This is a genomic window from Tardiphaga sp. 813_E8_N1_3 (genome assembly GCF_051811025.1).
In the GTDB taxonomy this organism is placed as follows: Bacteria; Pseudomonadota; Alphaproteobacteria; order Rhizobiales; family Xanthobacteraceae; genus Tardiphaga.
Genome location: NZ_JBPWQE010000001.1, coordinates 4953472 through 4973467 on the forward strand (window position 1 = coordinate 4953472; position 19996 = coordinate 4973467).

A 19996-nucleotide genomic window follows, 5' to 3' on the forward strand; every position below is an offset into this window, starting at 1 on the left:
GATCAATCCTGAGCAGCCTTGGCCGATGACAGACCGAGCAGGCCCGCCAGCGAACGATGGTGTTCGGTGTCGATGGTGGTGTAGGTGCTCATGCCGGCCTTTAGTCGCTTTACGAAGGGATCCGCATAATCGAGATAGATCCGCACCGGCACACGCTGCACGACCTTCACGAAATTGCCGGTGGCATTCTGCGGCGGCAGGATCGCAAATTGCGCGCCGGTGCCGGGGCTCAGCGAACCGACAGTGCCCTTGAAGGCATGGTTCGGGAACGCATCGACATCGATCTCCACGGTCTGGCCGACGGCGATGTAAGTGAAATCGGATTCCTTCAGATTGGCATCGACCCATGGCCTGTTGTCGTCGATCACCGTCAGGATCGGCGTGCCGGCCATCGCGAAGCGGCCGAGCTGGATGTTATCGACCTGCGTCGCGACACCGGAGATCGGCGCCTTCAGCACAGTGTGGTCGAGATTGCGCTGCGCCTGATCGAGCGCCGACTGCGCCTGCGCGTAAGGCGGGAATTGGGCCAGCGGCAGGTCGGGATTGCCGAGCAACTGGTTCATCGAGGTCGCGAGCTGCTGCCTCAGGAGTTCGAGCTGTGCTTTCGCGGTCACCGCCGCGGTCGCCGCATTATCGAGATCGAGCTGCGAGCCGAAGTTGCTCTTCACCAGCGTCGACTTGCGTTCGACGTCGCGCTGTTTGAAGTCGACGCCCTGCTGCGCCAGATCCTGCATCTGGCCATAGATCTTCACATTGCTGACGAGGTTGTCGTAAGTAGTCTTGGCCTGCGCCAGCTTGGCCCTGGCATCGTCGAGCGCCAGCCGGAACGGGACCGGATCGATCTCGAACAGCACATCGCCTTCTTTGACATGCTGGCCTTCGCGCACCACGACCTTGTCAACCTTGCCGGAGATATCCGGCGTAATCAGCACCTTCTGCGCGCCGACATAGGCGTCGTCGGTGCCGACATAACGGCCACCCGAGAGATAGAACGCAACGCCGGCGACCAGAACCACAGCCGGCAACACGACCAGCAGCAGCGACCGGCGATAGCGCTTCAGGAGACCTTTCGCGCCCTCACGCTGCGTCGTCGCGGCGCCATCGGATCCGCCCTCGGGCGCATCCTTGTCGGGAAATTTCAGCACGGGCTCAGCCATAGACTTGTTCCTTGGTCTTTGTGGCTGCGGGGTTCAGCGCAGCGCGGATATTGTCTTTGATGGTTTCGAGATGCGCGACCAGCTGGTGCATATCGGCCTCGCTCACGCCGTCGAACGCGACCTTCATCAGGTTGCCGCGCAGCACCGCCAGCTTTGCCGTCAGCGGGCGCGCAGCCTCGGTGAGATAGAGGCGCTTGATGCGGCGGTCGGCGTCGTCATTGCGGCGTTCGATCAAGCCGCTGTCGCAGAGCTTGTCGATCAGCCGCGTCAGGCTGATCGGCGCCATTTCCATGGCGTCGGCGAGATCGGTCTGTTTTTGCCCCTCATTGCGCTCGACCTTGGCGAGCACCGCCCATTGGGCGCGGGTCATGCCGAACTGGCGCGCTTCCTTGTCGGCCAGCAGCCGCAACATGCGCTGGGTCTCGAACAAGGCGGACAGGAAATCGGTGCCGGTGTCAGGCTGGCAGGACATGGAGGCGCTCCGTAAACCTAGCTTATTATAAGCAAGCTTATGAATGCCGCATCGGTGGACAATACGACGCAGCCCCGCGACAAGCGCATGGCTAGATGTTCCGGACAGCAAAAAGCCCGGCTCGAGGGCCGGGCTTGAAGTTTTCGGGAGCGATCGAAAGGGTCAGTATTTGGCCACGACAGCCGGGCTGAAGGTGTAATTGATGCCGGCGCGGAAGACGTGGTCGTGGAAGCCGACCGAGGTCTGGTTGGCCGTCCCCCCGAAATAGGTCGCCGAACCCAGATCGAGATAGAGATATTCGAGCTTGGCCGACCAGTTGGTGCCGAACTTCTTTTCCAGACCGGCGCCGAGCGTCCAGCCGACACGGGTCTGCGATTCCGACAGCGGCGTGCCGGGAACCGTCACGGCGGCGCTCGCCGGTGTCGTGCCCTGCGATCCCGGCCCAAACAGCTGCCCGGTCACGGTCGTCTGTGTTGAATACTTGACCTCGCCGACAGCGAGACCACCGGTACCGTAGAGCAGCAGATCCGGCGTTGCCAGCAGGCCTACCCGCCCGCGGAAGGTCGCAAACCACGGGAAGCTCCATGAGCTGTTTGCCGAGGTCAGCGCAAGCAGATTGAAGTCGCCGCCGGGCAACGTGGTCCGCAGCGAACTCACTGGAGAGTTCGCGCTGCCACGTTCACCGGTCCCCTGGATATCGGCTTCGAGACCGACGACCCATGTGCGGTCGAGCTGCCAGTTGTAGCCGATCTGGCCGCCGCCGAGGCCGCCATTGACGTCCTGCTTGACCGGCGACGCAAAAGCGGTGCCCGGCAAGAAGGTCGCGTCACCCTTGCCCCAGCTGTAGCCGCCGTTGAGGCCGATATAAAATCCAGTCCAGTTGATGCCGGGGTCCACCAGAACCGGCGCCTTGGCGTACATGCGGGGCGACAGATCCGCAGCGCCGGCGGTCGACGAAAACGCCATGATGGCGAGGCCTGCAGCGGCCAATACGGTGCGTTTCACCATCAGTCTCCTCAACAACAGATCGACAAAGGCAGGCCGAAGGCCCTGCTTCGATGATGTGTAGTTGAATGAGACATCAGCGACTTGGAACGGGCGCGACGCGGCAGGACTGGGCGAGACTGGCACCGCAATTCGCTCTGCTTGTTGCGTTCAAGCCACATGGCGCATCGCGAACTATCAAAGACAAAAATACCAGAAGGCACGCTAGCGGCGATCAATATGAACGTGATCCGGCACTGGCACGACCAAGATGTAGTTCAATGCTTGCAGGACTGATCCTCGTGACTTCAGGGCCCGGTCCCGAAATGCCCGATTCATTAATCGCGGCTACTTCCGAAAATCTGCCAACACCGCAGCTCCAATTCGGGCGCCTGACGTTCAACGTCGAGTCCCCTCTTCCGACGGACTCCCCGTTTTCGACCGATGCCGCGTTGCACAGGTTGCCCGGTGCGATTGTTTTTATCGGCACGGGATTTCCAGCGAACGATCGCATGCCGGATGCTGCGACTGCGTCATCGCCCGACGATGTCGTGTTTGCAGTCGTTCTGAAAGGTCGTGCTCGCGCATCGCAGCACGGTCGTGAAGAAATCATCGAGCAGGACCATGCGGTCCTGATGACAACCAGGGACGCCGGTTGGCATACGTCATCTTGCGAGACGCAGCATCTGATCGTTCAGATCGACCGTGCTGCACTGTCGATCAAGGTGCCGAATCTCGGCGCGTGGTTCATGCGACCTGTGCTCCTGGAGACTCAGACGTTGCGGCTATTGATGGCGCATTGTCAGGAAGCAATCGACCTCGATGGGTCCGCCCCCACCCATCTTCAGCACCATGTCGTGGCCGATCTGTGTAGCCTGATCGCACTTCTGACAATCGGTTGCGAGAACTACTCCGAGACATCTCCACCTTCCAGCACCCGCATGCTGCGCTTGCACGCGATCAAGGCAGCCATCGAAGCAGGGCTCGGAAATCACGGCCTTTCGGCCGAAACGCTGGCGGCGGCTCAGAAAATCTCGCCGGATTATGTCCGCAAGCTGTTTCGCGAACACGGCCTCAGCCTGTCGGAATATTTGCTCGAACGGCGTTTGGCCCTTGCTCATGCACTGCTACTCGACCCATTGCGGGCCGATGAGCGGATCGGGAAGATCGCCGACGAGGCCGGCTTTAACGATTTGTCGTATTTCAACCGGACATTCCGGCGCCGATATGCCACCTCGCCATCGGATCTGCGCCGGGAGCGCAAAAGCTCCACCTGATCCGGCCCTGTATCGCGCGTTCAACCTTTGCAATCGGCCGGCAGCCCCCCATTTGGATGAAGCGCTCGTCGTTTGGCGACACTGGATTTAGTGTAAGACTGGGGCCCAACGCCAAAAAGACGGGCACAATCACACCCAACGGGTTAAGCTACCTCCATATGGCAGTTCCGAAACCAACTTTCCCGGCTCCTGGCCACGATCACGACCGCTGTACGGCGGACGCGATGCATCATGCCGAGCATGTCTGTGCGGCCCGGTCGCAAAAGCTGACCCCGATCCGCCGGCAGGTGCTTGAAGCGCTGCTCGCAAGCCATCGCCCGCTTGGGGCCTACGAGATCATCGATGAGCTTGCCAAGACCACTTCGCGTCCGGCCCCCATCACCGTGTATCGCGCACTTGATTTCCTGATGGAGAACGGCCTCGTTCACCGCATCGAAAGCCGCAACGCCTTCCTGGCCTGCGCGCACGACCACGGCACGGCCTCGATGGTCGCGTTTCTGATCTGTGACCAATGCGGGTCGGTCGGCGAAGTGCCGGCTACGAAAGTCGCGCAGAGCCTGAACGATGCCGCACGGACGACTGGCTTCGTCCCGAAACTGTCTGTTGTCGAAATCACAGGAACCTGCGCGCACTGTCAGGCGTGACGATCCCATAACAACACGGCGACAAGCCGGGCCCGAGGCTTCATGTCTGCAGAAACCGTCATCAGCCCACCCGGCGGACGCGCACTCACCGCCGGCGCCATCGCCCTCGTGCTGATGCTGTGCCTGACCTGGGGCTTCAACCAGATCGCCATCAAGCTGGTGCTGCACGATATCCCGCCTTACACGCAGGCGATGCTGCGCTCGGCCGGCGCGCTGCTGGTCATTCTGGCCATTGCGCGTGTACGCGGCGTCAAGCTGTTCGAACGCGACGGCACGCTGAAGGCCGGCCTATTTGCCGGCGTGCTATTCGGCATCGAATTCGTGCTGATCTTTCACGGCCTGCAATTCACGACGGCCTCACGGGCCGCGGTTTTCCTCTACACAATGCCGTTCTTCGTGGCCTTCGGCTCCTATCAGTTCCTGGGCGAACGCCTGCGCCCGGTGCAATGGGCCGGACTCGCGGTGAGTTTTGCCGGTGTCGCCGTGGCGATCGGCGTCCCGCAGCCCGACGTCACCGCCGATGTGCTGATCGGGGATCTGATGATCGTCGCCGGTGCGGGGCTATGGGCCGCGACCACGCTGGTGGTCAAAACGACCCCGTTGCTCTACGTCGCGCCTGAAAAGGCATTGGGATACCAAGTCGGTCTGTCTGTCCCGATTCTGGGCCTGGCGGCGCTGCTGGCGGGCGAGACCGTGACCCGGGTTCCCGGTCCACTGGCGCTGTCCCTGCTCTCGTTTCAGGCGTTCTGGGTGGTAGGCTTCACGTTTTTGCTCTGGTTCGGGCTGATTAAGACCTATTCCGCCAGCAAATTGTCGGCTTTTACCTTCATCACCCCTTTGTTTGGCGTCGCGGCGGGCTATCTCATCATGGGCGACCACCTGACCCCCGCCTTTGGCCTCGCTGCGCTATTGGTCGTCGCCGGGCTGGTTCTCGTTAACCGACCGGTCAGGGCCTAGCCCACTAACGCATTGCTGGATGTCATCTAAATCTGATATTCGAGACCCCATGAACAAGATTGAAATTCCGTCTGATATCGCCGGTCCGGCGCCCCGGCACCTCACCACACAGGTCATGGTTGGCAACGTCGCTGTCGGCGGCGGCGCCCCGATCGTCGTGCAGTCGATGACCAACACCGACACGGCCGACATCCAGGGCACCATCGACCAGGTCGCAGCGCTGTCGCGCGCGGGCTCGGAAATGGTCCGCATCACCGTCGATCGCGACGAGGCCGCAGCCGCCGTTCCGCATATCCGCGAAGCGCTCGACAAGCAGGGCATCACCACGCCGCTGATCGGCGACTTCCATTATATCGGCCACAAGCTGCTTGCTGAATTCCCGGCCTGTGCCGCGGCGCTCGACAAGTACCGTATCAATCCTGGCAATGTCGGCTTCAAGAGCAAGCGTGACACGCAATTCGCCGACATCATCGAGATCGCGAACAAGAACAACAAGGCCGTCCGCATCGGCGCCAATTGGGGCTCGCTCGATCAGGAGCTGCTTACCAAGCTGATGGATGAGAACGCGCTGTCCGCGAACCCGAAAGACGTTCGCGCGGTGACGCGTGAAGCCATGGTGCAGTCGGCATTGCTGTCGGCGGCCCGCGCCGAAGAACTCGGCATGCCGAAGAACAAGATGATCCTGTCCGCCAAGGTCTCGGCGGTGCAGGACCTCATCGCCGTGTATCAGACGCTGGCCTCGCGCTCCGACTATGCGATCCATCTCGGCCTTACCGAAGCCGGCATGGGCTCGAAGGGTATCGTCGCCTCCTCGGCTGCGCTCGGCATCCTGCTGCAGCAGGGCATCGGCGACACCATCCGCATTTCGCTGACGCCGGAGCCCGGCGGCGATCGCACGGTGGAAGTTCAGGTTGCGCAGGAACTGCTGCAGACCATGGGTTTCCGCACCTTCGTGCCGCTGGTCGCGGCGTGCCCGGGTTGCGGCCGCACCACGTCGACCACGTTCCAGGAACTGGCGCGTTCGATCCAGGATTTCATCCGCGACTCGATGCCAGGCTGGAAGACGCAGTATCCCGGCGTCGAAAACCTCAACGTTGCGGTCATGGGCTGCATCGTCAACGGCCCCGGCGAATCCAAGCACGCCAATATCGGCATCTCACTGCCCGGCACCGGCGAAAGTCCGGCCGCCCCGGTGTTCGTCGATGGCGAGAAATTCCGCACGCTGCGCGGCCCGAGCATCGCTGCCGATTTCAAGGCCCTGGTGATCGACTATATCGACCAGCGCTACGGCGCCAACGCCAAGGCACCGGAAGTCGTGAGCGCGGCGGAGTAAGCTGCGCTATTGCGGGTTTTAAGTTTAACGGCCGGGCATTGTCCCGGCCGTTTTCGTTTAATGGCTTTACAGCGGAATCCGCCGAAACTCCCGATTGCTCAGCCCCGCTTCTTCCAGATCGAGATCACGCTCGATGCGGCGACGGCTTTCGTCGGTGATCTTGCCGTCGCGCAATTGCGTATGGATGAATTTGCGCTCGGCCTTGATAAGTTCTCGTACCAGATCGATGCCCACCGCCGAGACGTCGACGTCGGGATCGAGTTCGCCCGGCAACTGGTTCGACCGACTTTCGTGGCGCGCGCGCAGCAGTTTCACGACTTCGTCGGACAGCTCCCGATCATCGGTCATGACATCGAGCCGCGCCAGGGCTGTCGCCAGTGCCTCGCGGCGCGTGGCGAGTTCGGCCTCATGTTCGGCGATATATTCCTCGCGGCCGATTTTGGTGACGCCGAGCCACTTCACCACCATGGGTAGACACAGGCCGAAGCCGACCAGTGTGATCAGGATGATATTGAACGACACGAACAGGATCAGGTCGCGCGACGGAAAAACGTCGTTTGAGACCAGCGTGAACGGCAGCGCCAGCGCCGCGGCGAGCGACACCGCGCCGCGCACGCCGGTGAAGGCGACGACGAAGGTCCATTGCCAGTTCGGCGCGGGATCGCGCTTGCGCAGATCGGCGCTGAGCCAGCGCGGCACATAAATCGCCGCATAGACCCAGACGAACCGCGCCACGATGATCACGACGGTAACCAGCGCCGTGGCCAGCATGATATCGGCGAATGGAAAGGCCTTCGATTTCTCGATCAGCGCCCGCATCTGAAAGCCGGTCAGAAGAAACAGCAGGCCCTCGACCAGATAGATGACCAAATCCCAGAAGAAGATGCCTTGCAGACGCGTCGCCGCCGAGATCAGCAGCGGGCCGTTCCATGAGATGTACAGACCGCAGGCGACGGTGGCGATGATGCCGGAGCCGCCGAAATGTTCGGGGATGAGATAGGCGACATAGGGCGTCAGCAGCGACAGCGTGATCTCGACCTGCGGATCGCGCGCGCGATGACGCATGCGCAGGCTGAGCCAGCCGATGGCAACGCCGAAGACGAGTTCGCAGGCGAGAATGGCCACAAAGGTGCCGGCCGCCTTTGGCAGCGAGAACGCCCCGGTGGTGATCGCCACCACCGCGAAGCGATACAGGATCAGCGTCGTCGCATCATTGGCGAGACCCTCGCCTTCCAGCACGACCAGAATTCTGCGCGGCAGACCAATTTTTCGCGCAATTGCCAGCGGTGCGACTACATCAGGCGGCGCGACGATGGCGCCGAGCAGGAAGCCGACCGACCATGGCAGGCCGATCAGGAAATGCGTGGCGGTCGCGACGAGGCACGCGGTGAAGATCACGCAGCCGACCGCGAGCAGCGTGATGATGCGCAGATTGGCGCGGAATTCGCGCCAGCTCATGGCGACGCTGGCCGAATAGATCAGCGGCGGCAGCACGCCGAGCAGCACCACTTCGGGCGGCAGTTCGAGCGCGGGCATGCCCGGCACGAAGGCCAGCGCAATGCCGGCCAGCAGCAGCAGGATCGCCGGGGCAATGCTGATGCGCTTGGCCAGCCACGCCGTACCTGCGAGCGCAGCGATCAGAACCAGAAAGATCGGAAATTTGGTTTCCACGCGGGCGATATCCTCTACAGGCCTAATTTGCCCGGCGCGGCGACCAGGTCAATGCAGGCGCGTGCTGAAGTATCAGATCGCGCTTGCCGCGATATTGACCATCAGCGCGACCAGCGCCGTGTTGAAGATGAAGGAGACGATGCCGTGGGCCGTGGCGGTACGGCGGATGGATTTCACGGTGATGCCGACGTCGGAGACCTGCGCGGTCATGCCGATGACGAAGGAGAAATACACGAAGTCCCAATAATCGGGCTGTTCCTTCGTGTCGTCATCACCAGACGGAAATGCCAGCCCGCCGGGTTTGGCCCCGCGATAGAACTGATGGGCATAATGCAGCGAGAACGTCGTATGCACCGCGGCCCAGGACGAGGCGATGGTGACGATCGCCAGCGTCAATTCCCAGCCCGTGCGATGGCCCTCGCCAAGTTCGAACACGATGGCCGCGATGCTGGCGAAGGCGCCCAGAGCCGCCACCAGCAGGATGATGAAACTGCCATCGTCCTGCAGCGCGGCGTTGCGGCGGATGTGTTTCTGACCGCCGCTTGACAGCATCATGCCGTAGACCAGCATGAGATAGAACGCGATGAACACGTCCCAGCCGATCAAGAGCCGCGTCACCAGCCGCAGCGAGGACGGCAGGACGAAGAACGCTATCACGCCGATCAAAAGCGCCAGAAACGTGCGCGGTCGCGCATAGACGACGCGGATCGGCGCCGGCATCTTGCGAAAACGGACAAGGAGCTCATCGAGATCCTTGCCCGTCTCCGACATGATCAGGGCTTCCTTAGTTCTTGCGTTCGGCCACGAAGCGGGCAGCGGCGCGGAGCACGTCGCCCTTGTTGCCGAAGATCGACAGCGATGCGTCAGCGGTGGCGATCAGATCGGCGACACGCTTCTTCGCGCCGTCGACACCGAGCTGCGTGACGAACGTCGTCTTGTTGAGCGCAGCATCGGCGCCGGCCGGCTTCCCGAGGGTAGCGGCATCGGCTTCGACGTCCAACAGATCGTCGGCGATCTGGAAGGCTTCGCCGAGCGCACGGCCGTAATCGTCGAGCGCCTTGTATTCTTTCTGCGTGGCCTGGCCGAGCAGCGCGCCGGCGATGACGCCGTAACGCAGCAGCGCACCGGTCTTCATCTGCTGAACACGCGCGACATCCACCGGCTCCTTGTCGCCGAAGCGGCCTTCGCCGGCGAGATCGAGCATCTGGCCGCCGACCATGCCGCCGAGGCCGGCGCAGCGGGCGAGTGCGCGGGTCAGCAACAGGCGGACCGTGGCATCGGAATGGATCTCGTCACGAGTGACGATGTCGAAAGCGAGCGTCAAAAGCGCGTCACCGGCGAGGATCGCGGTGGCATCGTCGGTGGCCTTGTGCAGGGTCGGACGGCCGCGGCGCAGGTCACTGTTGTCCATCGCCGGCAGGTCGTCATGAATCAGCGAATAGCAGTGGATGCATTCGAGGGCGGCGCCGACCAGCAACGCCTGCTCGCGATGCACACCGAATACCGCCGCGCTCTCCACCACCAGGAACGGACGCAGCCGCTTGCCGCCGCCGAGCGAGGAGTAACGCATCGCATCCATCAGCCGCTTCGGCCGGGCGATCTCGTCGGGTAGCACGCCATCGGCGAGCACTTTGGTCAGTACAGCTTCGGTATCGTCCGCGGTCTGGTCCAGGCGCGAGGCAAAATCTTTGGTGGAAGCACCGGTCGACATTAAGAATAGCTCCAGAACAATTTGGCCGGACAATCCTCTATGGCAAAGGCCACGTCAATTGCGCCGCAGGACTTGCGCCATCATCCGCGCGGCAAGCTTAACCGGCTTGAAAAGAGCGGGGAAAGCCCGCTTTATCAGCGGCATAGCTCCGACCGGGAACGCCCTCTTGCGCCTCATCCGCCGCCTCATCCTGATCGGAATCCTGCTCCTCGCGCTGCCCTATCTGCTGACGCCGCTTTATGCCGTCGGCCGGCCGATTTCGGCGCTGATGGCCTGGCGCTGGATCACCGGTTCCCCCGTGCAGCGGACCTGGGTTGATCTCAAGACCATGTCGCCGGCGCTGCCACGCAGCGTGGTGGCGTCCGAAGACGCCAAATTCTGCAGCCATCGCGGCATCGACTGGGATTCCCTGCAAAATGCCATTGAGGACGCCCAGGACGGCGAAGTCTCCGGCGGCGGTTCCACTATCACCCAACAGGTGGCGAAAAACCTGTTCCTGTGGTCGGGCCGCAGCGTGATCCGCAAGGGCCTCGAAATCCCGCTGGCCATGTGGGTCGATCTGGTCCTGTCCAAGCAGCGGATCCTGGAAATCTACCTGAATATCGCCGAAATGGGCCCATCCGGGCAGTTTGGCGCCCAGGCCGGCGCCGAATACGCCTTCAATCGGCCCGCCTCCAGCCTGTCGGCCCGGGAAGCTGCGCTTCTGGCGGCGATCCTGCCCAATCCGGTCACCCGCAGCGCCCGGACGCCGGGGCCGGGGGTGCGGCGTTTGGCGGGAACCTATATGGCGCGGGCGCAGGCGGCTGAGCTACAACGCTGCTGGCTGGAGAACCGCGGTTCTTGAGGCTTTTGCCGCGTATATCGCGCAAAATTCTCGGACACCCGCCCTAGCCATGTCGTCGTCATTCCGTTATAAGCCGGCCCTTATCAGCGATTTTGCCCGCGCGATCCGTGCTGGCCGCCTGTCACCGGGCGCCGATCGAAACCATCTGCCAAAGAATCAAGGATCTTTCCTATGGCCGTTCCGAGAAGAAAAACATCGCCGTCGCGGCGTGGCATGCGTCGTTCGGCTGACGCGCTCAAGACCCCGACCTATGTCGAGGACAAGGACTCCGGCGAACTGCGCCGTCCGCACCACCTCGACCTGAAGACCGGCATGTACAAGGGTCGTCAGGTTCTGAAGGTGAAGAAAGAATCCTGACCACTGGATGGAGGGCAGCGCCACGTCAGGTGGCGCCGCCTTCGCTCGTCCATGTAAGGTCCGGGTCAGGCGGGTCGAAGCGCCAGCGGGCAAGTCGAGAAAGCTGTTCAGACAACAATTCTGAACTGGTCTTCCGCCCGAATTCGCTCCAACTCTGGAGCTAATGCGTTGTCCCGGTGATGCGCGCGCGTCACCTTGGTGATGTCCTGCATCGCCCACATACGTTCTGGTTCTCTCGCTCGCAAAGAAGGCCTTCGATGGCGTCGATCGGTTTCCCGCTGCTGCTGATTCCAGTGGCGATCTGCAACATCATCGCCTTCCTGATGCCCGACCTCGCGCTGTCGGGCCCAATCCCCCTCTTCCCGATCACGCTGATGTCGAAAGACATCTGGATGGTGACGCTCAACGACCTGCTCGTTGCGCTCAGCATTCTCTTGCTGTGGCTCGAAGTGATGCGCGCCGCGCGCCCGGCGCCGAAATATTTCACCGACCATTTCCTGTCGCTGCTGGTGTTCGGCGCTGCTGCTGCCGAATTCGTGATGCTGCCGAAATTCGGCAATGCGACCTTCTTCCTGATCACCCTGACGGCGATGGTGGATTTCCTCGCCGGCATCTCGCTCCGCGCCCGGCGTCCGCGCCGCGTCGCCGCGCCGGTCTATGCACCGGAGCCGGTGCGCGCCGAGCCAGCCCCGCGCTACGAGCCGGCACCGGTCGCGCCGACTCCTGCTCCCGTTCCGGCCGCGACGTCCGTCGCCGAAGCCGTGTTGACCGATCGTCCGGAGCCGAAGGTCGAGAAGCTCGAACGGATCGAACCGAAGCTCGAATCGACCCCGGTCCCGCCGGAAGTCGTGGCGCATACGTCCCCGCAAATCACGTCGCCGGATTTGCAGCCGGGTGGCGTGGCATCGCCTGACAACAAGCCGAAGACGTAAGCGGGGAGTGCCGAGTCAGGCCGTACGCTGCGTGCGATTGATCGCCGATCCCACCGCATTCGTGTTCGCCACCGCCCGATAGGCCGCCTCGACATCGGCGACAGTTGCACGACGTAGTTCGCGGGTTTGCGGCGCCTGTTCGGCCGTCGCGATCAGATGCGCAATGAAGGATGCATCGGGCCGTGCTACGCGCGACGACACCGGCGCGCTGGGTTGAACCGGCTCAAGCCGCGTCAGCGCGACAGCCTCCACGATGACCGACTCTTTTTCGACCACGAAATCGCCCGCGCGCCGCATCGGATGCGGCGTCGTGGCGTAAGCTCGGGTCGCGGAAATCGACATCGTTAACAGTGCTCGCGTCTCAATTCGGGACGAGGGTTGCCCCTCCACCCTCTGCGTCGCAAGGGTCGTGCCGCGGCTCTCCACAACGTAAATCCGGGCCTGATCAGGTCTGCGAAGGCCTGCCCGGCTACACTTTCTTAAGTCTTTAGGAACTTTGACTAACGATTGTGGCGATCTGAGCCGTATTGTCGGGGGGCGAATCACCCGACGGCGTCCCAAAACGAGGCGACTTTGACATCCGCTGTTTCCCAGAGCGCCGATTCTTCCTCGCAGGCAGGTCGCGTTTCCGAGCCGCAGGCAGCAGAGATTCTGGCCGCACTCGGCCAGGCCGCTTTCATCTGGGACATCGCCAGCGACCGGATCACCTGGACCGACCAGGCGAGCGCGATCTTCACCGATATTCCCGCCGCGACCATTGCCAGCGGCGCCGAGCTGGCGACTCTCATTGAGCCGCAGCGCAGCATTCGCACCGAGGCACTGGCCAAGGCACTCGCTTCCGGCGGCGGCACCTACCGGATCGAATACGGACTACGCGCCTCGACCACCGCCGCCGTGCTGTGGATCGAGGAAAGCGGCAATTGCCGCGCTGATACTGCGGGAAAGGCGATACGCGTCGAAGGCGTCGTCCGCATCAACAACGAACGCCATGCCCGCGACGAGCAATTGCTGAAACTGGCGCAGCACGATCCCGTCACCGGCGAACTCAATCGCGCGCATCTTCTGGCATCCCTCGCCGAGGCGATCGAGGAAGCCACCCGCTTCCGCTCGTCCTTTGCCTTCATGCTGATCGGCATAGATCATCTGGCCCGGATCAACGACGCCTTCGGCTTCGATATCGCGGATGAAGTGATCGTCGAGATCGCCAAGCGGATTCGCCAGCGGCTGCGCGGCGGCGACGTGATGGGTCGCTTCTCCGGCAATAAATTCGGCCTGATCCTGAAGAACTGCACTGTTGACGATGCCACCATCGCCGCCGAGCGCTTTCTGGTCGGCATCCGCGACGACGTCATTCCGACCCAGTCCGGCCCGGTCTCGGTAACCGCTACCATCGGCGCCGTCAGCGTTCCCCGCTATGCGCAGAACGTCAACGAAGCCGTCAACCGCGCGCAGGAAACCCTGAACGGCGCCAAGCGCCGCCGCCACGGCAGCTTTGCCCTGTGGCGGCCCAATGTGGAGCGCGATGCGCAGCGCCGCGTCAATATCCGCGTCACCGACGAGATCGTGACCGCGCTGAACGAGCGCCGCATCGTCACGGCCTTCGAACCCGTGATGCATGCCGACAGCCGCACCCCCGCTTTCTATGAAGCGCTGGTGCGCATGAAGCAGGATGACGGACAGTTACTGCTGGCGCCGGATATCGTGCCGGTGGCCGAGAAATTGGGGCTGATCCGGCTGGTCGATCACCGCGTGCTCGAACTCGTCGTCGCCGAGCTCGCCGCCGCGCCGGATGTGCAGCTCTCGCTGAACATCTCGCCGGACACAACGATGGACCCGGACTGGTGGACCTCCATCGAGTCGATGATGCGTGCGCATCCCGGCGTCGCGCAGCGGCTGATCGTCGAGATCACCGAGACCGTGGCCATCCAGGACCTCGACGACGTCCGCGGCTTCGTCACGCGGCTGAAGAATTTCGGCAGCCGCATCGCCATCGACGATTTCGGCGCCGGCTACACCTCGTTCCGCAACCTGCGCAAGCTCGGCGTGGACATCGTCAAGATCGATGGCGCCTTCGTGCAGAACATCGCGCATTCCGCCGACGACCGCGCCTTCGTGCAGACCCTGATCGATCTGTGTCACCGGCTCGGCATCAAGACCGTCGCCGAATGGGTGCAGGACGAAACGTCCGCCGTGATGCTGCGCGACTGGGGCTGCGACTACATTCAGGGTCGCCTCACCGGCCTCGCATCATCCGCGCGTCCGTGGTTGGACCCGGCACCGCTGCCGAAGCCGGCGGTGGGGTAACGCACGCGGCGTCCACGCAAAACGCATGCGAACGCGGCCACACGCTGTCATTCCGGGGCGAACGCAGCGACAGCTGCGGGCGAACCCGGAATCTCAGTATAGTATGAACACATCGGGATTCCGGGTTCGTGAGCGCCCAAGAGGCGCTCCCGCCCCGGAATGACAGTTGAGGACATTGGGGGCACTACATGACATTCATCGGTAATCTTCTGACCGCGCTGGTCGCTGCGCTGCACATCTATTTTCTCGTGCTGGAAATGTTTCTCTGGCAGAAGCCGCAGGGCCTGAAGACCTTCAGGAACACGCCGGAGAAGGCCGAGATCACCGCGGTGCTCGCCGCCAATCAGGGCCTCTATAACGGCTTCCTCGCCGCCGGTCTGATCTGGGGCCTACTGCATTCGGCGCCAGCCTTCGCATTCCAGATCAAGGCATTCTTCCTGCTCTGCGTGATCGTGGCCGGTGCCTATGGCGCAGCAACGGTGAGCAAACGCATTCTTTATGTGCAGGCCGCGCCGGCGGCGCTGGCGCTGATCGTGTTGTGGCTGGCGAAGTAAGCGCCGCCACACACTCGTCATTCCGGGGCGAGACCAGACGGCACAGCCGGCTGGGATCGAACCCGGAATCCCGAAGTGATAGAGCCGCCTGAGATTCCCCGCCACTCCAATTGGAGTGGCTGAGGTTCGCGCAAGAGCGCGCCCCGGAATGACGGCCGTGTGCCTATCTCCTCGCCTTGCCAACTCAAAATCCTTGCCTCACACTCCCCGATAACGACGGCGCCCGCACGGGAACGACTGTCGAGTGACATATCATCAGGGAGGCAACGACATGAGAACTACGCGTCTTCACCGTTTCGCCGCGTCGACCAAATTCGTCGGAATGGCAGCCATTGCGCTGACAGCCACATCATTGCTGGCCACATCGGCCTTCGCGCAGAAGAAATACGATCCCGGCGCCACCGACACCGAGATCAAGATCGGCCAGACCGTGCCGTTCTCCGGCCCCGCCTCGGCCTATTCGTCGATCTCCAAGACGCAGCTCGCTTATTTCAAGATGATCAACGAGCAGGGCGGCATCAACGGCCGCAAGATCACGCTCATTCAGTATGACGACGCCTATTCGCCGCCGAAAGCCGTGGAGCAGGTGCGCAAGCTGGTCGAATCCGACGAGGTGCTGCTGACCTTCCAGATCATCGGCACGCCGTCCAACGCCGCCGTGCAGAAATATCTCAACACCAAGGGCGTGCCGCAGCTCTGGGCCGCCACCGGCGCGACGCGCTTCACCGACCCCAAGGGCTCGCCCTGGACCATGGGCTACAATCCGAACTATCAGACCGAAGGTCGGATCTACGCCAAATACATCCTGAAGAACTATCCGACCGCCAAGGTCGCCATCCTCTGGCAGAACGACGACCTCGGCCGCGACTATGTCACCGGCATGAAGGCCGGCCTCGGCGACAAGGCGGCGTCGATGATCGTCTCGGACGCCTCCTACGAACTCACCGACCCGACCATCGACTCGCAGATCGTCAAGCTGAAGTCCTCCGGCGCCGACCTGTTGTTCAACGCCTCGACGCCGAAATTCGCGGCGCAGGCGATCAAGAAGGTCGCTGATCTCGGCTGGAAGCCGACCCATATCGTCGACATCAACGCGACATCGGTGGGCGCGGTGCTGGTGCCCGCAGGCCTCGACAATTCCAAGGGGCTGATCTCGACCAATTACGGCAAGGACCCGCTGGATCCGCAGTGGAAAGACGATGCCGGCATGAAGCGCTATTTCGCCTTCATGGAGAAATACTATCCCGACGGCGACAAGAATTCGAACTTCAACACCTATGGCTACGGCAATGCGCAGCTGATGGTGGAAGTGCTGAAGCGCTGCGGCGACGATCTCACCCGCGCCAATGTGATGAAGGTCGCGACCTCGCTCTCCGGCCTCGTCTTCGATCTCAACCTGCCGGGCATCGTCGGCTCGACCTCGCCCACCGACTATCGCGTCAACAAGCAGTTGCAGATGATGAAGTTCAACGGCGAGCGCTGGGAACTGTTCGGCCCGATCATCGAGGATGATTCGGCGGGTTAGGCTGCAAACGACAAAGCCACGCGCGGGATCCCCTGCGCGTGGCTTTTTTGTAGGGTGGATTAGCGAGGCGTAATCCGCGCTACGCGTTCATGCCCTCTTACGCCGTCTTCGCAAACATCGTCAGCACGCCATCGGCGATATTGATCGCCACCACCTGCGCCGAACTCATGCCCTTTTCCTTGAGCGCATTGGCAGCCGCCGGCGAGGCGTCGATCGAGGCGCGCAGCGCCTTCAGGTCTTCCTCGCTGGATTTCGACACGACCTCCTCGACCTGAGCCTTCACCGCGTCCGGCAATTGCTTCACATCCACCACCTGGATGCTGGAAATCTTCGCGCTGGTCTGCCCGCCAGATTTAGCCGGTGCATTTTCAGCGGGGGTCGCAGCTCCCTGTGCGAGCACGAAACCCGGCGTGCCGAGCGAGAGAATGGCCGCGATGGCCGTCGCTGTGATGATGCGCATGGTCGTTCCTTTCCGGTTGGGAAGGAGCGAAGCAGTAGCGGCGAAGTGTGCGGAAGGTCTGGAATAGGTGTGGTGGTTTGGTGAAACCAATGAGGCGACAGGATGATTCGATCTGATTAATCAATTATTCTTCACTGCCTCGCAGTTCAGCCTCAAGAAATTCACTCTGAATACGACGGCTCTCGTCCGAGCCAGCATTCTGCGCGGCACTGTAAAGTCTCTCCTTGAAGTGCGGGACGTCAATCAATTCGGAGAATGTCTTTGCATTAAAAATTCTAACCTCTGACCTAGTCGTTCCAACTGTACGATATGACGTGCTTGCAAGAACCTGAGCTAACCGCAAAACAGAATCATCAACGGCGATCTCTTTCATTAGCCACTCTCTAACTGGTTCAACACCAGCGATCGATCGCCAAATGAAGATAAGCCGAACGGGCCGAATGAGTTGAAGAAGCTCACCATTCTCAGCGATGCCGCTGATCCTGGTTGCGATCATCTCCGCCGCATTGATAGCTTCCTCGCGTCCCATATAACAATCATCGCCGTAAGTGGCCTCGCCTCCATAAAGACCATGCTGACCCGCAAGACGGATTACAGCGTTGCTCGCAAGCGTGATTCCTCTAGGATGTGCTTCTAAAATTGAAAGCCTTTTCAGCCTCTCAGTCGCAGAGAGTGGAGTGAGGCCATGCACGGCAATAGATTCCAACCTCTGAAGATTATCCTCCACAAAGAATTCCCAGACCTTATCCTCCCTTTGGATCAGCTCATCACTAACGTCGAGGAATGTTCTTAATGTCTCCTCGGACAATAGTGGCTTCACGTGCACAGTCTCGAAGACCTGCTCCAAAAAGTTTGCGACAGGTGGGTTCCGCTTGCCAACATTCCTCTGAGCGAGTTCCCTCAGAAAAATGGGAAGCCTCTCACTTACATCCTCCGCCGAAAGTAACGCTTCAATATCAGCTTTAGATTGTCGGCTTGGGTCGCGCCCAAACAGAAAATAATTTCTATAGTATTGTTTAGTACATATCCTTCTGTGTTCGCGCTTTTTTAAGTAGGGAATATCGCCAATGTGCTCATTCCAACCTTTTGCAAGTGCGGGGAAGAGATAAGCGAGAGCCTTCTTCGCCGCCTGTGGATTCCTCGCATTTCTCGGCTCGAAGCCAGAGGAAAATTCTTTCTCATCCTTGAAGGTCCAGTTTTCGCCAGACAGTTCCCCGATGTTGTCGAAAACTTTCTCATACTCTCCTGGCTCGAACAATTGCAACGACGTTAGAATCACAAGATCCGTTAGATCAACGTCACCTGCAACATTCGGCCATATGATCTGCATCGCATTGTAGATACGTGATACATCCCGCGGCGTCTGAATATAGGGCAGAACCGCCTGAAAGAAAGCCATCTGCCATCTCTCGGAATCGTTCGGCTCCGTATCGCCAATGACGGAATTTAGGCGCTGAAAGAAGAGGTCTCGTATCTCCGCCTGCCAAGGAGGCGGTAACTTAACCTGCACTTGTATAATCTTCTCGAGGAAATCCGGATCAACGCGATCTACTCCGGCTCCCATGGCCTGCGTCACCACACTCCTGTCGAAGGATAGAACGTAAAGAATATTCGGCAGATCACCCAGACTTTTGACGAGCGAGAAGATCGATCTCATTTCAGAGGGCATAAGCCGATCGACGTCATCAATTACAATGATGATTCTCTTCGCAGATTCTCTAAGAGCAACAGCAAGATCACGCTTTAAAGATTCAAGGCTCGATGTTTTTGAAGCAAAGCTTTGAATGCCTTCACCGACGGCTCGCCCGGCCGCGCTACCAACGCCAAACGCCGCAACGCCACCTGCTGCTAGCGCACTAGCACCACCAGCAACTACACCTACGCTCGGAAGGTAGGCCGTTAGCTTCTTAATTGCATTCGATATTGCCCCATTTTCTGAATGACCAATGGCGGCGCCAACTTCACCGAAGAAGGCGCGCACCAAGTTCTCTTGACCGCTAAAATTCCATGGATTGAAGCGAATTAAATGGGTCTTCCTCTTACCATGGAAGGCTTCCCATTCGACCTCAACGGCAGACCACTCACGTTCAACTAGGTCTGCAACTGCAATACCGCTCTCGCGCGCCAACTCGCGAATAATGATGCGACGCTCAATTAGTCTAAGCGCGCTTGTCTTACCTGCTCCCCAGGCCCCTTCGATCGATACGACAATCCCTTCGTCCGGCGCCATCTCGGTTAGTGATCGGGCTAACGCATCGGCGAACTGAGAGAATCCCAGCACGTCGTCATGTTCACTGGCGATAGGGCGATCGCTCGATAGCATCGTACGAATCCTTCTATTTTGAGACAGAAGCTAGAGCTAATAGTACACGTTGTCCCGAACAGGATTGACAACATCCGTAGCTGTGATTATATTCCATCCTATCCTACTCACGAGGGGCGCTTCTCGAGGGCGCTTTCGAAGTGGAGTTTGGATGCGGCGCCCGCGGACGTGCCTCGCAAGCACGGACTCGGGAGGTCGGGGGTCACCGTCCGGGCCCACTACGGGGCTCTGCCGGAAACGGCTGGACTGGGACAGGCCGAAGCGGGGAAACCTGCAGAGGCCACGTCCCAGGAAGCACGGTCCCTCGAACAGAAAAGCCGCGATGGCGCGCCGAAAGGCGATGCGCGGATCGCAAGGGCCTTCGCAAGGCCGGAGCGACACGCGAGGACGACCAGGTTTGCGCCTTTCGGCGCGTCATCCCCCTCATTATCGAGGGGGAAAACTGGTCCACCCGCTTTGCGCCAATGGCGCGATACGGACGGCGCGTGGGC

At 61.1% G+C, this 19996-nt stretch carries 19 protein-coding genes; 10 read left to right on the forward strand and 9 right to left on the reverse strand.

Features of this window, described 5'->3' with window-relative positions; genetic code table 11:
• Positions 1–2: 2 nt before the first annotated feature.
• From AB8A33_RS23500 to AB8A33_RS23510, 3 genes are all read right to left on the reverse strand, one after another.
• Positions 3–1157: an HlyD family secretion protein gene (locus AB8A33_RS23500; protein ID WP_439094958.1), complete on the reverse strand. Its 1155-nt coding sequence runs from the start codon at positions 1155–1157 to the stop codon at positions 3–5.
• A complete protein-coding gene (locus AB8A33_RS23505) occupies positions 1150–1629 on the reverse strand; it encodes a MarR family winged helix-turn-helix transcriptional regulator (protein WP_439094959.1) in 480 nt (159 codons plus the stop codon). Before AB8A33_RS23505 ends, AB8A33_RS23500 begins: the two co-directional genes overlap by 8 nt.
• Before the next feature lie 162 nt (positions 1630–1791).
• Positions 1792–2637, reverse strand: coding sequence for an outer membrane protein (locus tag AB8A33_RS23510; RefSeq protein WP_439094960.1), 846 nt, complete (start codon positions 2635–2637; stop codon positions 1792–1794).
• A gap of 257 nt (positions 2638–2894) precedes the next feature.
• On the opposite strand from AB8A33_RS23510, the gene AB8A33_RS23515 reads away from it, so the two are divergent.
• The 4 genes from AB8A33_RS23515 to ispG all read left to right on the forward strand — a co-directional run bounded on the left by AB8A33_RS23515 (position 2895) and on the right by ispG (position 6824).
• Positions 2895–3890, forward strand: coding sequence for an AraC family transcriptional regulator (locus tag AB8A33_RS23515; RefSeq protein ID WP_439094961.1), 996 nt, complete (start codon positions 2895–2897; stop codon positions 3888–3890).
• Positions 3891–4048: 158 nt separating this feature from the next.
• The gene (locus AB8A33_RS23520; RefSeq protein WP_092139844.1) at positions 4049–4534 is read left to right on the forward strand and encodes a Fur family transcriptional regulator; all 486 of its coding nucleotides are present in this window, start codon (positions 4049–4051) and stop codon (positions 4532–4534) included.
• A gap of 42 nt (positions 4535–4576) precedes the next feature.
• Positions 4577–5491 carry a DMT family transporter gene (locus AB8A33_RS23525; protein WP_439094962.1) on the forward strand — a complete coding sequence of 305 codons (915 nt, stop codon included), beginning with the start codon at positions 4577–4579 and terminating at the stop codon, positions 5489–5491.
• A 49-nt stretch (positions 5492–5540) separates the two neighbouring features.
• Complete coding sequence (ispG, locus tag AB8A33_RS23530; protein ID WP_439094963.1) at positions 5541–6824, forward strand: flavodoxin-dependent (E)-4-hydroxy-3-methylbut-2-enyl-diphosphate synthase; 1284 nt, start codon at positions 5541–5543, stop codon at positions 6822–6824.
• Positions 6825–6890: 66 nt separating this feature from the next.
• On the opposite strand, the gene AB8A33_RS23535 is transcribed toward ispG, so the two are convergent.
• The 3 genes from AB8A33_RS23535 to AB8A33_RS23545 all read right to left on the reverse strand — a co-directional run bounded on the left by AB8A33_RS23535 (position 6891) and on the right by AB8A33_RS23545 (position 10206).
• Positions 6891–8495, reverse strand: a complete 1605-nt coding sequence (locus tag AB8A33_RS23535; protein ID WP_439094964.1) for a Na+/H+ antiporter — start codon at positions 8493–8495, stop codon at positions 6891–6893.
• Positions 8496–8567: 72 nt separating this feature from the next.
• Complete coding sequence (locus AB8A33_RS23540) at positions 8568–9266, reverse strand: DUF1345 domain-containing protein (protein ID WP_439094965.1); 699 nt, start codon at positions 9264–9266, stop codon at positions 8568–8570.
• Between the two features lie 13 nt (positions 9267–9279).
• A complete protein-coding gene (locus AB8A33_RS23545; RefSeq protein ID WP_439094966.1) occupies positions 9280–10206 on the reverse strand; it encodes a polyprenyl synthetase family protein in 927 nt (308 codons plus the stop codon).
• Between the two features lie 166 nt (positions 10207–10372).
• On the opposite strand from AB8A33_RS23545, the gene mtgA reads away from it, so the two are divergent.
• The 3 genes from mtgA (at position 10373) to AB8A33_RS23560 (ending at position 12339) form a co-directional block, all read left to right on the forward strand.
• Entirely contained in the window at positions 10373–11050 is a 678-nt protein-coding gene (gene mtgA, locus AB8A33_RS23550; RefSeq protein ID WP_439094967.1) for a monofunctional biosynthetic peptidoglycan transglycosylase, read from the forward strand.
• A gap of 171 nt (positions 11051–11221) precedes the next feature.
• Positions 11222–11407, forward strand: a complete 186-nt coding sequence (gene rpmF, locus AB8A33_RS23555; RefSeq protein ID WP_068732923.1) for a 50S ribosomal protein L32 — start codon at positions 11222–11224, stop codon at positions 11405–11407.
• Between the two features lie 257 nt (positions 11408–11664).
• A complete protein-coding gene (locus AB8A33_RS23560) occupies positions 11665–12339 on the forward strand; it encodes a hypothetical protein (RefSeq protein WP_439094968.1) in 675 nt (224 codons plus the stop codon).
• 15 nt (positions 12340–12354) lie between these two features.
• Here AB8A33_RS23560 and AB8A33_RS23565 read toward each other — a convergent pair whose 3' ends face one another.
• Entirely contained in the window at positions 12355–12681 is a 327-nt protein-coding gene (locus AB8A33_RS23565; RefSeq protein ID WP_439094969.1) for a hypothetical protein, read from the reverse strand.
• A 231-nt stretch (positions 12682–12912) separates the two neighbouring features.
• On the opposite strand from AB8A33_RS23565, the gene AB8A33_RS23570 reads away from it, so the two are divergent.
• The 3 genes from AB8A33_RS23570 to AB8A33_RS23580 all read left to right on the forward strand — a co-directional run bounded on the left by AB8A33_RS23570 (position 12913) and on the right by AB8A33_RS23580 (position 16722).
• Entirely contained in the window at positions 12913–14643 is a 1731-nt protein-coding gene (locus tag AB8A33_RS23570) for an EAL domain-containing protein (protein WP_439094970.1), read from the forward strand.
• A gap of 188 nt (positions 14644–14831) precedes the next feature.
• Positions 14832–15197 carry a DUF1304 domain-containing protein gene (locus AB8A33_RS23575; protein WP_439094971.1) on the forward strand — a complete coding sequence of 122 codons (366 nt, stop codon included), beginning with the start codon at positions 14832–14834 and terminating at the stop codon, positions 15195–15197.
• Positions 15198–15519: 322 nt separating this feature from the next.
• Positions 15520–16722, forward strand: coding sequence for an ABC transporter substrate-binding protein (locus AB8A33_RS23580; protein ID WP_439096021.1), 1203 nt, complete (start codon positions 15520–15522; stop codon positions 16720–16722).
• 97 nt (positions 16723–16819) lie between these two features.
• Here AB8A33_RS23580 and AB8A33_RS23585 read toward each other — a convergent pair whose 3' ends face one another.
• Both AB8A33_RS23585 and AB8A33_RS23590 read right to left on the reverse strand, forming a co-directional pair.
• Positions 16820–17182, reverse strand: a complete 363-nt coding sequence (locus AB8A33_RS23585; RefSeq protein ID WP_439094972.1) for a hypothetical protein — start codon at positions 17180–17182, stop codon at positions 16820–16822.
• Between the two features lie 124 nt (positions 17183–17306).
• Entirely contained in the window at positions 17307–19505 is a 2199-nt protein-coding gene (locus AB8A33_RS23590; RefSeq protein ID WP_439094973.1) for a KAP family P-loop NTPase fold protein, read from the reverse strand.
• Positions 19506–19996: the final 491 nt, after the last annotated feature.